General features: G+C 50.2%; 13 protein-coding genes and 1 riboswitch. Of the genes, 12 read left to right on the top strand and 1 reads right to left on the bottom strand.

Going from position 1 to position 14,557, the window contains the following annotated elements; translation table 11 throughout:
* Positions 1–4: 4 nt before the first annotated feature.
* The 10 genes from hisG to H8S75_RS13450 all read left to right on the top strand — a co-directional run bounded on the left by hisG (position 5) and on the right by H8S75_RS13450 (position 11,625).
* Positions 5–652, top strand: coding sequence for an ATP phosphoribosyltransferase (gene hisG, locus H8S75_RS13495; protein ID WP_002604138.1), 648 nt, complete (start codon positions 5–7; stop codon positions 650–652).
* A gap of 34 nt (positions 653–686) precedes the next feature.
* The gene (hisD, locus tag H8S75_RS13490; protein ID WP_187022070.1) at positions 687–1,979 is read left to right on the top strand and encodes a histidinol dehydrogenase; all 1,293 of its coding nucleotides are present in this window, start codon (positions 687–689) and stop codon (positions 1,977–1,979) included.
* Between the two features lie 43 nt (positions 1,980–2,022).
* Positions 2,023–2,610, top strand: coding sequence for an imidazoleglycerol-phosphate dehydratase HisB (hisB, locus tag H8S75_RS13485; protein ID WP_187022069.1), 588 nt, complete (start codon positions 2,023–2,025; stop codon positions 2,608–2,610).
* Positions 2,611–2,612: 2 nt separating this feature from the next.
* Positions 2,613–3,626, top strand: a complete 1,014-nt coding sequence (locus H8S75_RS13480; protein WP_187022068.1) for a hypothetical protein — start codon at positions 2,613–2,615, stop codon at positions 3,624–3,626.
* A complete protein-coding gene (gene hisA, locus H8S75_RS13475; RefSeq protein ID WP_187022067.1) occupies positions 3,604–4,320 on the top strand; it encodes a 1-(5-phosphoribosyl)-5-[(5-phosphoribosylamino)methylideneamino]imidazole-4-carboxamide isomerase in 717 nt (238 codons plus the stop codon). The genes H8S75_RS13480 and hisA overlap by 23 nt, the downstream gene beginning before the upstream one ends.
* A 52-nt stretch (positions 4,321–4,372) precedes the next feature.
* The gene (gene hisIE / locus H8S75_RS13470; RefSeq protein ID WP_187022066.1) at positions 4,373–5,662 is read left to right on the top strand and encodes a bifunctional phosphoribosyl-AMP cyclohydrolase/phosphoribosyl-ATP diphosphatase HisIE; all 1,290 of its coding nucleotides are present in this window, start codon (positions 4,373–4,375) and stop codon (positions 5,660–5,662) included.
* Between the two features lie 222 nt (positions 5,663–5,884).
* The gene (locus tag H8S75_RS13465) at positions 5,885–7,210 is read left to right on the top strand and encodes a hypothetical protein (RefSeq protein ID WP_187022065.1); all 1,326 of its coding nucleotides are present in this window, start codon (positions 5,885–5,887) and stop codon (positions 7,208–7,210) included.
* 108 nt (positions 7,211–7,318) lie between these two features.
* On the top strand, positions 7,319–8,545 hold the full coding sequence (gene pepT / locus H8S75_RS13460; RefSeq protein ID WP_187022064.1) for a peptidase T: 1,227 nt from the start codon (positions 7,319–7,321) through the stop codon (positions 8,543–8,545).
* A 13-nt stretch (positions 8,546–8,558) separates the two neighbouring features.
* Complete coding sequence (locus H8S75_RS13455) at positions 8,559–8,813, top strand: TfoX/Sxy family protein (RefSeq protein ID WP_187022063.1); 255 nt, start codon at positions 8,559–8,561, stop codon at positions 8,811–8,813.
* Positions 8,814–8,927: 114 nt separating this feature from the next.
* A riboswitch (NiCo riboswitch) is annotated at positions 8,928–9,022 on the top strand.
* Positions 9,023–9,075: 53 nt separating this feature from the next.
* Positions 9,076–11,625 (top strand): cation-translocating P-type ATPase, encoded by a 2,550-nt coding sequence (locus H8S75_RS13450; protein WP_187022062.1) that lies wholly within the window; start codon positions 9,076–9,078, stop codon positions 11,623–11,625.
* 134 nt (positions 11,626–11,759) lie between these two features.
* Here H8S75_RS13450 and H8S75_RS13445 read toward each other — a convergent pair whose 3' ends face one another.
* Positions 11,760–13,091: an MATE family efflux transporter gene (locus H8S75_RS13445; RefSeq protein WP_187022213.1), complete on the bottom strand. Its 1,332-nt coding sequence runs from the start codon at positions 13,089–13,091 to the stop codon at positions 11,760–11,762.
* A 184-nt stretch (positions 13,092–13,275) separates the two neighbouring features.
* Between H8S75_RS13445 and H8S75_RS13440 the strand changes: the two genes are divergently transcribed.
* Together H8S75_RS13440 and H8S75_RS13435 are read left to right on the top strand one after the other, a co-directional pair.
* Positions 13,276–13,734, top strand: coding sequence for an Lrp/AsnC family transcriptional regulator (locus tag H8S75_RS13440; RefSeq protein ID WP_187022061.1), 459 nt, complete (start codon positions 13,276–13,278; stop codon positions 13,732–13,734).
* A gap of 142 nt (positions 13,735–13,876) precedes the next feature.
* The gene (locus H8S75_RS13435; protein WP_187022060.1) at positions 13,877–14,476 is read left to right on the top strand and encodes a biotin transporter BioY; all 600 of its coding nucleotides are present in this window, start codon (positions 13,877–13,879) and stop codon (positions 14,474–14,476) included.
* The last annotated feature ends 81 nt before the right edge of the window (positions 14,477–14,557 follow it).

Below are 14,557 nucleotides of genomic sequence, written 5' to 3'. Positions count from 1 at the left end.
TGACATGAGATATTTGACATTTGCCCTGGCAAAGGGCCGTCTGGCAGAACAGTCGCTGGATCTGCTGGAAAAAATCGGAATCACATGTGAAGAGATGCGGGATAAGAGTTCCCGGAAGCTGATCTTTACAAACGAGGAGCTGGGGATGCGTTTCTTCCTGGCCAAGGCAAGCGATGTGCCGACCTACGTGGAATACGGCGCCGCCGATATCGGCGTGGTCGGAAAGGACACCATCCTGGAAGAGGGCCGGAAGCTCTATGAGGTGATGAACTTAGGGCTGGGTAACTGCCGTATGTGTGTCTGCGGACCGAAAGAGGCAGAAGAGCTGTTAAAGCATCACGAGAGAATCCGTGTGGCCACCAAATATCCGGCCATTGCAAAGGATTACTTTTACAATAAAAAGCACCAGACCGTGGAGATTATCAAGCTGAACGGCTCCATTGAGCTTGCCCCCATCGTCGGCCTCTCCGAGGTCATCGTAGACATTGTGGAGACGGGCACGACGCTCAAGGAAAACGGCTTAACTGTGCTGGAAGAGATCTGTCCGCTGTCTGCCCGCATGGTAGTCAACCAGGTCAGCATGAAGCGGGAAAACGACCGGATTACCCGTCTGATCCATGATTTGAGGAATTTAATGCAGTCGATGGGCTGATGTTTTAAAACGCTCACTACAAGGAGGAAAACAAATGAGAATTGTTGCGTTAGACGAAACTTCCAAAAAGGATATTCTCGCAGACTTATTAAAGCGTGATCCGAACAATTATACCGCCTATTCAGATACGGTCCAGGAGATCGTGGACACAGTAAAACGTGACCGCGACGCGGCCGTATTTTCCTATACAGAGCAGTTTGACCATGCCGTGATAGACGCCACCACCATCCGGGTGACAAAAGAGGAGATTGAAGAGGCCATGAGAGAGGTGGAACCGGGACTTTTGGAGGTCATGAAGCGCTCCATGAAGAATATCCGGGCCTTTCACGAGAAGCAGAAGACGTACAGCTGGTTTGACAGCAAGCCGGATGGAACGATTCTGGGCCAGAAGATCACAGCGCTTTCCAGTGTCGGCGTCTACGTTCCCGGCGGCAAGGCGGCTTATCCGTCCTCCGTTCTCATGAACATCATTCCCGCCGAGGTGGCCGGAGTCGAGAAGATCGTCATGGTAACCCCTCCGGGCAGAGACGGAAAGGTCAATCCCGTGACCCTCACCGCGGCGCATCTTGCAGGGGCGACCGAGGTCTATAAAGTGGGCGGCGCCCAGGCCATCGCGGCACTGGCGTTTGGTACCGAATCCATCCCGCGGGTCAATAAGATCGTAGGCCCCGGCAATATCTTCGTGGCGCTGGCCAAGAAGGCGGTATACGGCCATGTCAGCATCGACAGCATCGCCGGTCCCAGCGAAATTCTGGTCCTGGCCGATGAAAGTGCCAATCCCCGTTTTGTAGCGGCGGATCTCTTATCTCAGGCGGAACACGATGAACTGGCCTCTGCCATTCTGGTTACCACCAGCATGGACCTGGCAAAGAAGGTATCGGAAGAGGCGAAGCGGTTCACAAAGGAGCTTTCCCGCTCAGAGATCATTCAGAAATCACTGGATAATTACGGCTACATCCTGGTGGCAGACACCATGGCGGACGCCCTGGAAACGGTCAATGAGATCGCTCCGGAGCATTTGGAGATCGTGACGAAGAACCCATTTGAAGACATGACTCGTGTGAAAAATGCGGGAGCCATCTTCATCGGGGAATACAGTTCTGAGCCTCTTGGCGACTACTTCGCAGGCCCGAACCACGTGCTTCCGACCAACGGAACGGCAAAGTTCTTCTCCCCGCTGAACGTAGATGACTTCGTGAAGAAATCCAGCATCATTTACTATTCCAAAGACGCTCTGGAGGCCATTCATGAGGATATCGAGGCTTTTGCAGAGGCGGAGCAGCTGACCGCACACGCCAATTCTGTCAGGGTCAGATTTGAAAAGTAGAGATACCTCCAATACTGGTATTGAGACAAGAGAGGACTAGGATATGGAAAGAACAGCGGAAATAGCGAGAGTGACAAACGAGACGGATATCCGCCTGAAGCTGAATCTGGATGGAACGGGCAAAGCCGCAGTCCGGACTGGAATCGGATTCTTTGATCATATGCTGTGCAGCTTCGCCCGTCACGGCCTGTTTGATCTGGAAGTGGAAGTAAAGGGGGATTTAGAGGTAGATACCCACCATACGATTGAAGATACGGGCATCGTGCTTGGCTCCGCCATTAAAGAGGCGGTTGGAGATAAAAAATCGTTAAAACGGTACGGAAACATGATTCTTCCCATGGATGAGTCCCTGATACTCTGTGCCATTGATTTATCGGGCCGCCCCTACTTTGTTTTCGACGCCGCCTTCACGGCTGAGCGCGTGGGACAGATGGAGACGGAGATGGTGAAGGAGTTTTTCTATGCCATTTCCTACACGGCGGAAATGAACCTACATATCAGAAAGCTGTCAGGAGAAAACAACCACCACATCATCGAGGGCATGTTTAAGGCATTTGCTAAGGCCCTTGATGAGGCAACGCAGACAGATTCCAGAATCATCGACGTACTATCCACGAAAGGTATGCTGTGACTATGGTAGATCAATTCAAGGAGAAGGAGGGCATAAGACGGTTCCTGCTGCTGCGATTTCGGATCGGACGCCTTCTCACGGGGATTGCATGTATAGCTGCCGGTGCTGGTATGATTATAGCCTTTTTGCTGCTGGCTCGGTATGATAAAATCCATACCGCGAATACGACTCCGGAACCTTTTGACGCATTTAAAAAAAGTAAGGATTGTTCTGTCCAGATCCAGATGCTGGCAGGACCGTTTGCCAGCACCCAGAACGACGAGCTGAATTTTTACTGGGGATACGGAATAATGATGGAGCCTGTCATACTTCTTTTCAGAGGAGAGCTTCCGGAGTCGTGTCAGGCACTTCTGGAGTACACCCAAAATTTCGATACTGCGGCCAGTCCGGAACCGGTTACCTTACGCGGGCATTCTGCGGCCATTGAAATCGCATATCTTTACGACTATGCGCTGGAATCCTATCAGGCCATGTGGGGACTGGATTCCATAGAACTATATGAGTTTAAAGAGACAGTAGCGACATGCTATCTGGACACTGCAGAGCTGACATGGGTAAAAAAGCTTCCGTGGTATGCAACATTTTTGGTATACATTCTTCCGGCCGTGCTTCTCGTGATGGGCGTTTCCACATGCTGGCGCTATCTGATACAGAAAAAATGGGAGTATCGAAAAATGTCTCTCCTAAGTGAAAAAGAAATACAAGCTGCTGTACAGCAGCTTGCAGGCGCCTCGGAATTTAAACCCCGTTCCCGCATTTACCTGACAGCCGACTTTGTAATAACGGGAAATTATCAGTTTGATATCATTCCTTATAAACGAATTGCCTATTTTAAGGAGACAGGAGGTTTCTTCATGGCGGTTACCGCCGATGATAAGACCCATATTATTCTGTCTTCCGGTCACAAAAAGCTTGATCGGGTTCCATGGTTAATCCCATTAGAACATGTACTGGAAGAACTGATTAAAGATGCAAAGAGAGAAGGAGAACAGGATGCAGTTATATCCGGCAATTGACATGAAGAACGGACAGTGTGTCCGCTTAAAGCAGGGAAAGTTTAAAGAAATCACCGTCTATTCCGATTCACCGGAAAAGGTGGCCGCATACTGGGAATCACAGGGCGCCACTTTTTTACATCTGGTGGATCTGGATGGCGCTCTGGCCGGTTATTCGGTTAATGAAGAGACTATCCGGCGGATCGTTTCCGCCGTCTCCATGCCTGTGGAGATCGGAGGCGGTATCCGGACAGAGGCAGCCATTGAGCGTATGCTGAACTTAGGCGTGAGCCGGGTAATCATCGGCACCAGGGCGGTAGAAAATCCGCTGTTTCTCCGGGATGCGGTGATAAATTTCGGCGCAGACCGGATTGTTGCCGGTGTGGATGCAAAGAACGGCCTGGTAGCCGTCGAGGGCTGGGAGAAGCTCAGCGAAATAACCGCCTCGGACTTATGCGGACAGATGAAGGAGTACGGTGTTCGTCATGTAGTTTATACTGATATCTCCAGAGATGGCATGCTCACAGGCCCCAACGTGGAGGCTACAAAGGCCCTTACCAGGGAGACCGGCATAGATATCATCGCATCCGGCGGTATGTCCTCCATGGATGATTTAAAACGGCTTCATGAAGCTGGTGTAAAGGGCGCCATTATTGGAAAAGCTCTGTATGAAAACAGAATCAATCTGAAAGAAGCAGTGGAAGCATTCGAATGACGGATACTGCGTAACTATTTATATAAACTTATTATACGAGGAGACTATCGTTATGAAAGAATATAAAAAGGTGATTCCCGGATTCGGTATCCGCGAGGGAAAGGGAGTCCTGCTGTGGGGCACGGACTGCTGTGAGGACAACGTTCTCGCTCTTTCCCGGTATTACGGTGACAGCGGAGCCGATGAACTGTTCCTCTATGATATGTCCGAAACAGATGAAGATCACGAGCGTTCCATCGGTTTGATCAAAGAGATTGCACGGACAGCCGATGTGCCGGTGATTACCGGCGGACGGGTCCGGAGGCTCGAGGATGTGAAAAAGTATCTCTATGCAGGCGCAAAGGCCGTATTCCTCAATGTGGACGTTGATGAAAATGTAGATATGATGAAGGAGGCTTCCGATCGGTTCGGTGATGATAAGATCTACGCCTGGCTGCCGGATTTCTCTTATCTTGACCGGACGGAGGAATACAGTCAGCTGGGAGCTTCCGTCATGATTCTCGGATCTGTCTGCCATTCACAGGAAGAAATTGCACAGATGGAGGAGAAGGAGGAGAGATTTATCCTCTCGTCAGACCAGCCTGACTCTGTGACGCTTGCCGGCCTGATGGCCTCTGGCCGTGTATCCGGCGTCATTGGTTCTATGACCGGAAAATCACCCTCCTGTATGGAATTAAAGCAGCAGCTAAAAAAGAACGGCGTTGCAGTCGATACCTTTGAAAGCGCGGTGGCATGGGAAGACTTTAAGCTGAACTCTGACGGACTGATCCCCGTGATCGTCCAGGATTATCGGACCTCCGAGGTCCTTATGTTGGCCTATATGAATCAGGAAGCCTTTGAGACGACGCTTCACAGCGGCCTCATGGTGTATTTCAGCAGAAGCCGCCAGAGTCTCTGGCTGAAGGGGGAGACCTCCGGCCATTACCAGTATGTGAAGTCTCTCTCCTTAGACTGCGACAATGATACCCTGTTGGCAAAGGTCAATCAGATCGGCGCTGCCTGCCATACGGGAGCGCGCAGCTGCTTTTTCCAAACGTTGGTGAAGAAGGAGTATCAGGAGACGAATCCTTTAAAGGTATTCGAAGACGTTTTCGCCATTATTCTCGACCGCAAGGAGAATCCGAAGGAGGGGTCCTATACTAATTATCTGTTCGACAAGGGAATCGATAAGATCCTGAAGAAGCTGGGCGAGGAGGCGACGGAGATTGTGATTGCGGCTAAAAATCCTGATCCGGAGGAAGTGAAGTATGAGATTTCCGACTTCCTGTACCACATGATGGTATTGATGGCGGATAAGGGGGTAACCTGGGAAGATATTACGCGGGAGCTGGCAAACAGGTAAATAATAAATAAGATAGAGAAAATGAGTTAACATAACATTTTTATGTTAATCTTTATAGAAAATCCTTTGAGAGAAGATAAATTTTATTTTCTTTTAAAGGATTTTTTAGTGAAAAATGGGGGCTGCAAAGATAAAATCTGCTCATGTAAACAGTGACTTTTTATGTGGGATATGATACTGTTATTGTGAGAGCAAAATGCAGAAAGAGCAGGTGAGAATAGAATGTCACGAAGAAGAAAGCATGTACTGGCCTGTTTTCTGTTTCCGTTGGTCTCCATCTTACTTATATCGTGCAGACATGCTCCGGGGATGGGAGAGGAAACTTTACAGACAGAAAGCATGTCTGCCACTATGCCCGTGACCACAGACAATTATGTGATATCGGAACCATCTGAATTATTAGAACCATCTGAATCATCAGAAACTTTTGAACCATCAGAGTCATCATCCGCCAACCAGCCCTCCATTCACGACACCTGCGGCAAGATTGCCGAACAGATCAGCACCTTTATGAGCCAATACCGATCCAGCGTCTATTACGATGAGCCAACCGATTCGTTTGTCATCAATATCAAAGGCAGTACAAGAGATTTGGTGGATCTCAGCACGGAGGGCGGAACCATTACCCGTTATACGGATAAAGGGGGGGAAATATACCGGTACCGACTGGTTCTTTATGGTGAGACCGGTCGCATGGAGAGCAATTATTTTTTCACCAGTCACTTTATTTATTATACCAGCCTGGAGGAAGATTACTGCGTTCCTCCCATCATCATAGGAGAGACTGACATACTGGAGCAGACGCTGACAGAAGGTATTCTTATAGATGGAGTCTGCTATCGCTACGACCGTCTCAGGGATCAAATCCTTATGACAGATGTGATCGAATTCGTCTATACGCCGGAGGAGCTGGCTGACTTATATGAAAAGGCAGTAGTAAGCCCTGAGACAGCGGCAGCCAGCGAAGAAGAACTCCATTCCCGGCAGACTTCTCCTGAAACCGCAGTCAGCCTGTACCGCGAACTTTTAAAGGATGATACCATGTATTCCCTTACGGCTACGGCCGACTATCCAATGGGAGATGGGAATGCCGTTTATGCCTTCGGAGACTGCAATGGAGACGGGGACCCGGAGCTGCATATCGTGGGCGGTTATTTCTATAATATCTATACGTGCCGCAGCGGAAAGCTCGCCCTGCTCCGAAGCTCTGACAGATATGCCAGGCCTTTGACTCCATTGAAGGACGGCGGAATGATTGGTTATAAGGCAACCGGTCTCAGCTACGACTGCTATTACTATCGAAGACTGGATTTTGACGGTTTCCTTATCGATTCCGAATCCCGTGATTTCCTCGTGGAATTTGCGGTGGATGGCGACCCTGACAAGAATACCTATACGATGGACGGTGGTCCCTGTACGAAGGAACAGTGGGAAAATGAAATTGCCCCCTATCGCGACATGCTGGATAACCCTGCTTTGCAGCTTTCATGGGACTATGTATTTCCGGAAGCTGTGAGGGCGGAATTAGCGGACAGCAGGCGGGATTAGCCAGGACAGGAAACACATAATAGGGGCTTTCACCCTGTTCGTGTTTATGTTATAATTAGAAAATTGACAACGATACAGAGATATATAGCTCAAAGGAGGACATGAATCATGTCAGAAGTTTTAAATCACTTTTTAAAGTATGTTTCCTACGATACCGAATCGAAGGAAGACGTGGAAAAATTTCCGAGCACGGAAAGCCAGCGTGTCTTAGCGGAGGTTCTGGCGGAAGAACTGCGCGCTATGCATGCACAGGACGTGCGCGTGGATCAGAACTCATACGTATATGCTACCATACCGGCCACCATGGACAAGAAGGTTCCGGTAATCGGCTTTATCGCTCATATGGATACGGCTCCGGCTTACTCCGGCGCCAATGTACACCCGCAGATTGTAAAACAGTATGATGGCGGAGACATCCTGATGAATCAGGAGACTGGTCTCACCATGAAGGCAGCCGATTTCCCGGATCTGTTAAAGTATAAGGGACAGGATATTGTCACCACGGACGGCACCACACTGCTTGGTGCGGACGACAAGGCCGGTGTGGCAGAAATCATGACTATGGCAGAGTACCTTCTGGCTCACCCGGAGATTCCCCATGGAACGATCCGCATTGGCTTCACACCGGATGAGGAAGTGGGACACGGAGCAGATTTATTCGATGTGGCAGGATTCGCCGCAGATGCCGCCTATACTGTGGATGGCGGAGGATTAGGCGAATTGGAATATGAGAACTTCAATGCAGCCTCCGCGAAGGTAGATATTCACGGCTCCAGCATTCATCCAGGCTCCTCCAAAGGAAAGATGAGGAATGCGATACTCATGGCCATGGAGTTCCAGAACATGCTACCGGTCTTTGAAAATCCCATGTATACAGAAGGCTATGAAGGATTTTTCCATCTGGACTCCATGCGTGGAACCGTGGAGGAGGCTCATTTAGACTATATCATCCGCGATTTTGACGAGAAAAAATTCGCAGAGAAGAAAGAGTTTATCACGCGTGTTGCCGCCTACTTAAATGACAGGTACGGAAAAGGCACCGTGAATCTGGAACTCAAGGAAAGCTACCGCAACATGAAAGAAATCATTGAGCCGAATATCTATCTGATCGACATTGCCAAAGCGGCGATGGAAGAGATCGGCATCGAACCGATCGTAACTCCGATCCGCGGAGGCACCGACGGCGCCCGTCTTTCCTACATGGGTCTTCCGTGTCCGAATCTCTGCACCGGAGGCTATAATTTCCACGGTAAGTATGAGTTTATTCCGGTACAGTCCATGGAAAAAGTGGTTGAGCTTCTGTTAAAGATTGTAGAAAAATTCGCAGAACGCTAAAGGAGGATTCTTTATGGGAGAACTGGCGAAACTGCCGAATATCGGCAAAGTAGTGGAGGAACAGTTAAATCAGGTCGGTATCACGACTTATGAAGAACTTAAGGAGCTTGGAAGCCGTCAGGCCTGGCTGCGTATCAAGGCTATCGATGATTCTGCCTGCATTCATCGTCTCTATTCGCTGGAGGGAGCCATACTCGGCATAAAGAAAACGGAGCTTGACGCGGAAACAAAGGCGGATTTGAAAGAATTTTATAATTCGTTTCGTTAGAATCGGGCTGCCTGATTTTTCTGAAATCCTTTGTCACATTTTTCTGACCTCCTTCATAAGATAACATCAGATAATCTCTTTGCACTGCATTCCATCTGAAAGGATGCGGGATCAACAGTACAAACTGAGCAGGCAATGTCTGTAAATGACATGAAGCCGGGCCGTCGAGACGGCAGCAGATGGGTATCAGGCGCATCTGTGGGACAGTAGTATGTTCCACAGGTGCGCCTTTTTTGTTGTAATCTATTATGGGAGGTTCCTTATGGAGACTTGGAACAATGGGATGCCGGAAGGTCTGACAACCGCCGGGGCACAAAAGCTTCTCGAAAAGTACGGAAGAAATGAACTGACTCCGCAAAAGAAAGAAAGTTTTTTTAAGAAGGTACTTCACGTCATGGCAGAACCTATGTTTCTCCTTCTGATGATCGCTTCGGTGATCTACTTCATTTTAGGAGAGCCACGGGATGGTGCAGTGATGCTCCTGTTTGTCACCTGTATGATCACCATCGATGTGGCCCAGGAATGGAAGACCGACCGCACGCTGCGTGCGCTTAAGGATTTGTCGGCTCCGCGTGTAACGGTGATCCGCGACGGTATCAGACAGGAGATTGCCAGCGCGGAGCTGGTACCCGGGGATATCATGGCGCTCTGCGAGGGCATCAAGATTCCGGCTGACGGCTCCATCGTATCCTGCAGCGATTTCTGTGTCGATGAATCAACACTCACCGGTGAACCGGTCCGTGTCTGGAAGCATGCCCGGTCGTCGGATCCCCATCCGTCCCCGGAACCGGAGAGCAGCGAAGGCTACTGGAAACACGATTTCTGCTACGCTGGCACCCTGGCCGTGCAGGGAAATGCTTATGTTCTGGTGGAAAAGACCGGCGCGTCCACGGAATACGGAAAAGCAGGAAGTCACGTTCTGGAGGCGGAAAAGGTGATGACTCCGCTTCAGAAGCAGACGAAGAGCCTGGTTACCGTCTGCGCGGTAATCGCAGCACTGTTGTTTCTCCTCGTCAGTACCTTCACTTACATCAATCTGGCTGGTTATCCCTTCCAGGAACGGCTGATCAAGAGCATTTTGTCGGGAGTCACCCTGGCCATGGCCATGATACCAGAGGAATTTCCCGTAGTTCTCACCGTCTTTCTCTCTATGGGAGCATGGCGGCTGGCTAAGAAGCACTCTCTGGTGCGTCATCTGCCGTCAGTCGAGACACTGGGAGCCGTCTCTGTCCTCTGTGTGGATAAGACCGGAACCATCACGAAGAACCATATGGAAGTGAAAACGTTGTGGCCCGAGGCCGCCAAAGAAAGCGGTTTGGTATTCCTTATGGGGCTGGCCTGCGAGACCGACGCCTATGACCCCATGGAGAAAGCCATGCTGGAATACTGTGAGAAGTCTGGAGTTACAAAGGAGGATCTCTTTCGCGGTACGCTTATTAAGGAGTACGCATTTACCAACGAATCCAGGCGAATGGGGCATGTCTGGGAGCTGGATGGGGAACGCCTCGTGGCTTCCAAGGGGTCTCCGGAAGCCATTCTCAAACTCTGTTCCCTCTCAGAAGATGAGCGGAAGGCAGTGGAAGAGAAGGTCGCGGAGCTGTCCGGAGAAGGACTCCGCGTCATCGCCATGGCGTCTGCGGCCCTGCCGCCGGATGAAAATGTCCCGGACTCTCTGGCTGGATGCGGCCTTCTGTTTTCCGGGCTTGCAGGGCTTTATGATCCGCCGAGGGAAGGCATAAGAGAAGATATTGCCCTCTGCCGTAGGGCAGGTATCCGTATCGTCATGATTACCGGAGACAGCGGCTTAACTGCGGCAGCCATCGCCGCACAGACCGGCATCGACTGGGAGAGCGGCAGTATCACCGGTGAGATGCTGGACAGCATGACAGAGGAAGAGCTGCGGCAGACCGTAAAATCGGTATCGATCTTCGCGCGGGTCATACCTGAGCACAAAATGCGGATTGTCAGGGCTCTGAAGGACAGCGGGGAGATCGTCGCCATGACTGGGGACGGAGTCAATGATGCGCCTGCATTGAAATATGCGGACATTGGAATCGCTATGGGAAAACGGGGAAGTGAGGTATCCAGGGAGGCCGCAGACTTAATCCTGATGGATGATAACTTTCACACCATTGTTGAGACCGTGCGGGATGGGCGGCGGATCTACGACAACATCCGAAAAGCGGTGGGATATATCTTCACTATCCATATCCCCATTGCCCTGGCCTCCCTTTCGGCCTCCATGCTGGGGATCGCACCTTCTGCGCTCATGTTTCTGCCTGTACACATCGTATTAATGGAACTGATGATTGATCCGACCTGCTCCGTGATCCTGGAGCGGCAGCCCGCGGAATCGTGTGTCATGTGCAGACCGCCGCGGAAACGATCGGAAAAACTGCTGCGCCTTTCCTCTCTGACGAAAAGTATTGTGCAGGGGCTCGTCCTTTTCGGCACCTCCTTTGGAAGCTATTACCTGAAGCTCTGTCAGGGTGAATCTGCCCCGCAGGCGCGCTCCATGGGGCTTTCCATCGTGATCCTGGGCAATCTGTTTCTTGTGCTGGTCAATGCTTCCGAGTGCGACAGCGCCTGGTGCTCCGCGAAGAAACTGGCGCGGGACCGCGTCATGCGTCTGGCCGCCGTTATGACGCTGCTGCTTCTGGGAGTCAGCCTTTACAGCCCGATCCATTCATTTTTGAAGCTGGCTCCCTTATCCCTGCTCCAATCCTTTACAGCACTCTGCATCGCTGCCGTTTCTGTACTCTGGTATGAGCCTGTAAAAGCAGTAAGAAATCGAAAATGCAGAGAAACGTGATCGCCCAAAGCATAAAATAAAAAGATGAAGTCCGGATCCTGTGATCCAGACTTCATCTTTTCATAATATCCGTAATACCTGTAATACCTATATTACGTATAATGCCCTTTCTATAACGTCCTGGTCTGATACTTCTATAGCAGCCGCCGTCTGTACCGGATAAAGTACCCCAACCCGACCGCGTCCGCCAGAAACCACCCAATGGGTACCGACCACCAGATTCCAACCACGCCGATCGCCGGAATGGAAGACAGAACATAGGCGAGCAGGACGCGGGTTCCCAGGGAAATAACCGTGAGTACCACGGACATGCCCGGCTTTCCCAGCGCACGGTAAAGTCCGTAGAGCAGAAACAGACAGCCGATTCCGCAGTAAAAAGCCCCCTCAATATGAAGGTAACGCATTCCTTCCGCAATAATAGCCGTCTCCCGTTCACTGACAAACAGAAGCATCAGCGGACGTGCAAATATCCAGATAATCGCGGAAATCGCAAGGCAGAACAGAAAGGAGACGAGGACCGCTCCCTTAAATCCGGTCTGAATCCGGTCTTTTCTTCCTGCGCCAAAATTCTGGGCAATAAAGGAGGAGAAGGCGTTGCCAAAGTCCTGTACCGGCATATAGGCAAAGGAATCTATCTTCACAGCGACCGCAAATGCCGCCATCACCGTTGTGCCAAAGCTGTTGACAAGGCCCTGCACCATCAGGATGCCGAGATTCATGACAGACTGCTGGACACACGTCAGCACGGAAAATCCGGTAATCTCTTTTAAACAGGAGCGGCGGATTCTCCTGTGTTCTTTCCCGATGCGCAGCCATGGGCAGGAAAACCAGGAATAGACGGCAATTCCAATCCCCGAAACGTACTGGGAGATTACGGTGGCTTCGGCGGCTCCGGCGACACCGCGGTGAAGTCCCAGCACAAACCAGAGATCTAGAGCGATATTCAGCACGGCGGAGACAGCTAAAAACAGAAGAGGCGTGACGGAATTACCAATGGCGCGCAGGAGACAGGAAAAATAGTTATAGAGAAACACCGCCATGATACCGCAGAAAATGACCATCAGGTACTCCCGCATCATCCCCCGTATTTCCTCCGGCACTCTTAAAAAAATAAGGATCAGGTCCGTACTCCAAAAGGCCAGCAGATTCAGGAGGATACTAATTACCGCAATGAGAAGAAAGGAGGTAAAGATACTTTCTTTCAGCCCGTCAAAATCCTTCTGCCCATACCGGATCGAAAATACGGCGCTGCTTCCCATGCAGAGCCCCAGCAGGATCGAGGTCAGAAAAGTCATCAGGGTAAATGCGGATCCCACCGCAGCCAGTGCGTCCGGCCCGAGGAAACGGCCCACAATGAGAGTATCCGCCACATTATAGCACTGCTGTAAAAGATTGCCTAAAATCATGGGAACCGCAAATAGTAGCATGGTTTTCATCACCGGCCCCTGTGTTAAATCACCTTTCATCATCGCGCAAAACCTTTCTATATGTAATTTATAACTTACGTTTCGTAATTATTATATCGGTTAAAAGAGCGCGTGTCAATTAATAGATTGCCTTTTGCAGCAAATGATTTTATAATATCAGGAGAAACTGGTGAAATGATTGTATCTATGATTGTGAAAAATGAACGGAAAAGAAGGAGATAATATGTTTCTTGAAGGCCTGGATGAATTGGATCAGAAGATTGTACAGATGTTGATTAAAAATGCCCGCATGTCCTATTCGGAAATAGGCAGCCTGGTCGGTATCTCACGGGTGGCCGTCAAGATGCGGGTCCAGTCGCTGGAAAAACGGGGCGTCATCGAAGAGTATACCACCATTATCAATCCCCAGAAGATCAGCGGAGCCGTATCCTGCTACTTTGAGATTGAGACAAGCCCGGACACACTGGCCCAGGTAACAGAGATACTGCGCCGGAACGAAACCATCACCCAGATCTACCGTGTCACCGGAAAGAACAAGCTGCATGTCCACGCGGTCGCCGCGTCGGGAGAGGAGATGGAGCAGCTGATCGAGGAAGTGATAGACCCGCTTCCCGGAGTACTCAGCAGCAGCTGCAACATGATTCTGTCCCGGATCAAGGATATCAAGGGGCTGCGGCTGTGACACTGCGGTTTACGCCTTGTTACAGTTCACTCCCCACCAGGAGCACCGCGAGCCGTCTAAAAAAAGATTGTAAAATTTATTAAAAAAGTGTACAATCATCATGAGCACTTGCGAAAGTTGAGACAGAAAGGTGAGGATACAGATGAGAGAGAAAAATGGAGTGATAGCTCAAAAAAGAGAACTGACGAAGGATATGGCGATTTGTGGTCTTTTTGCCTCGTTAATCGCGGTAGGAGCCTTTTTAAAGATTGTAATTCCGGTTGGCGTAGATACAATGAATTTCACACTTCAATGGCTTTTCGTGCTTCTGGCAGGTCTTCTGCTGGGATCGAAACGAGCATTTTACAGTGTCACAACGTATCTGGTCATTGGACTGGTAGGATTTCCGGTTTTTGCGCGCGGCGGCGGCCCTGCCTATTTAATCCGGCCGACCTTCGGCTTTCTGCTGGGCTTTGCCCTTGCGGCCTATGCAATGGGAAAGGTATGTGAGATCCTGCATTCGTCGAAGATCAGGACCTGGATCCTTGCGGCGGCGATCGGTTACGTCATTTATTATGGAACGGGTATCTTATATTTCTACTTTATTACGCACTTCATTGTCGTTACACCGAACACAGTAGGCTGGGCGGCGATTTTCGCAGTCTATTGTCTGCCTACCATGTTTCCGGATGGCCTGCTGTGCATTCTTGCCATTATGCTGGCTGCAAGGCTGCGTCCAGTGGTGTCGCAGATGCTGTCATAGAAATGAATAAAAGAGGCTGGAGGGGGATTCTTTCATCTTCCTGCCATAGAAGCAGGATTACAAACAGCGGACTCTTCGGAG

It is taken from the genome of Hungatella hominis (assembly GCF_014288005.1).
GTDB classification, from domain to species: Bacteria; Bacillota; Clostridia; order Lachnospirales; family Lachnospiraceae; genus Hungatella; species Hungatella effluvii.
This window is presented reverse-complemented; position numbering and strand designations above follow the sequence as displayed.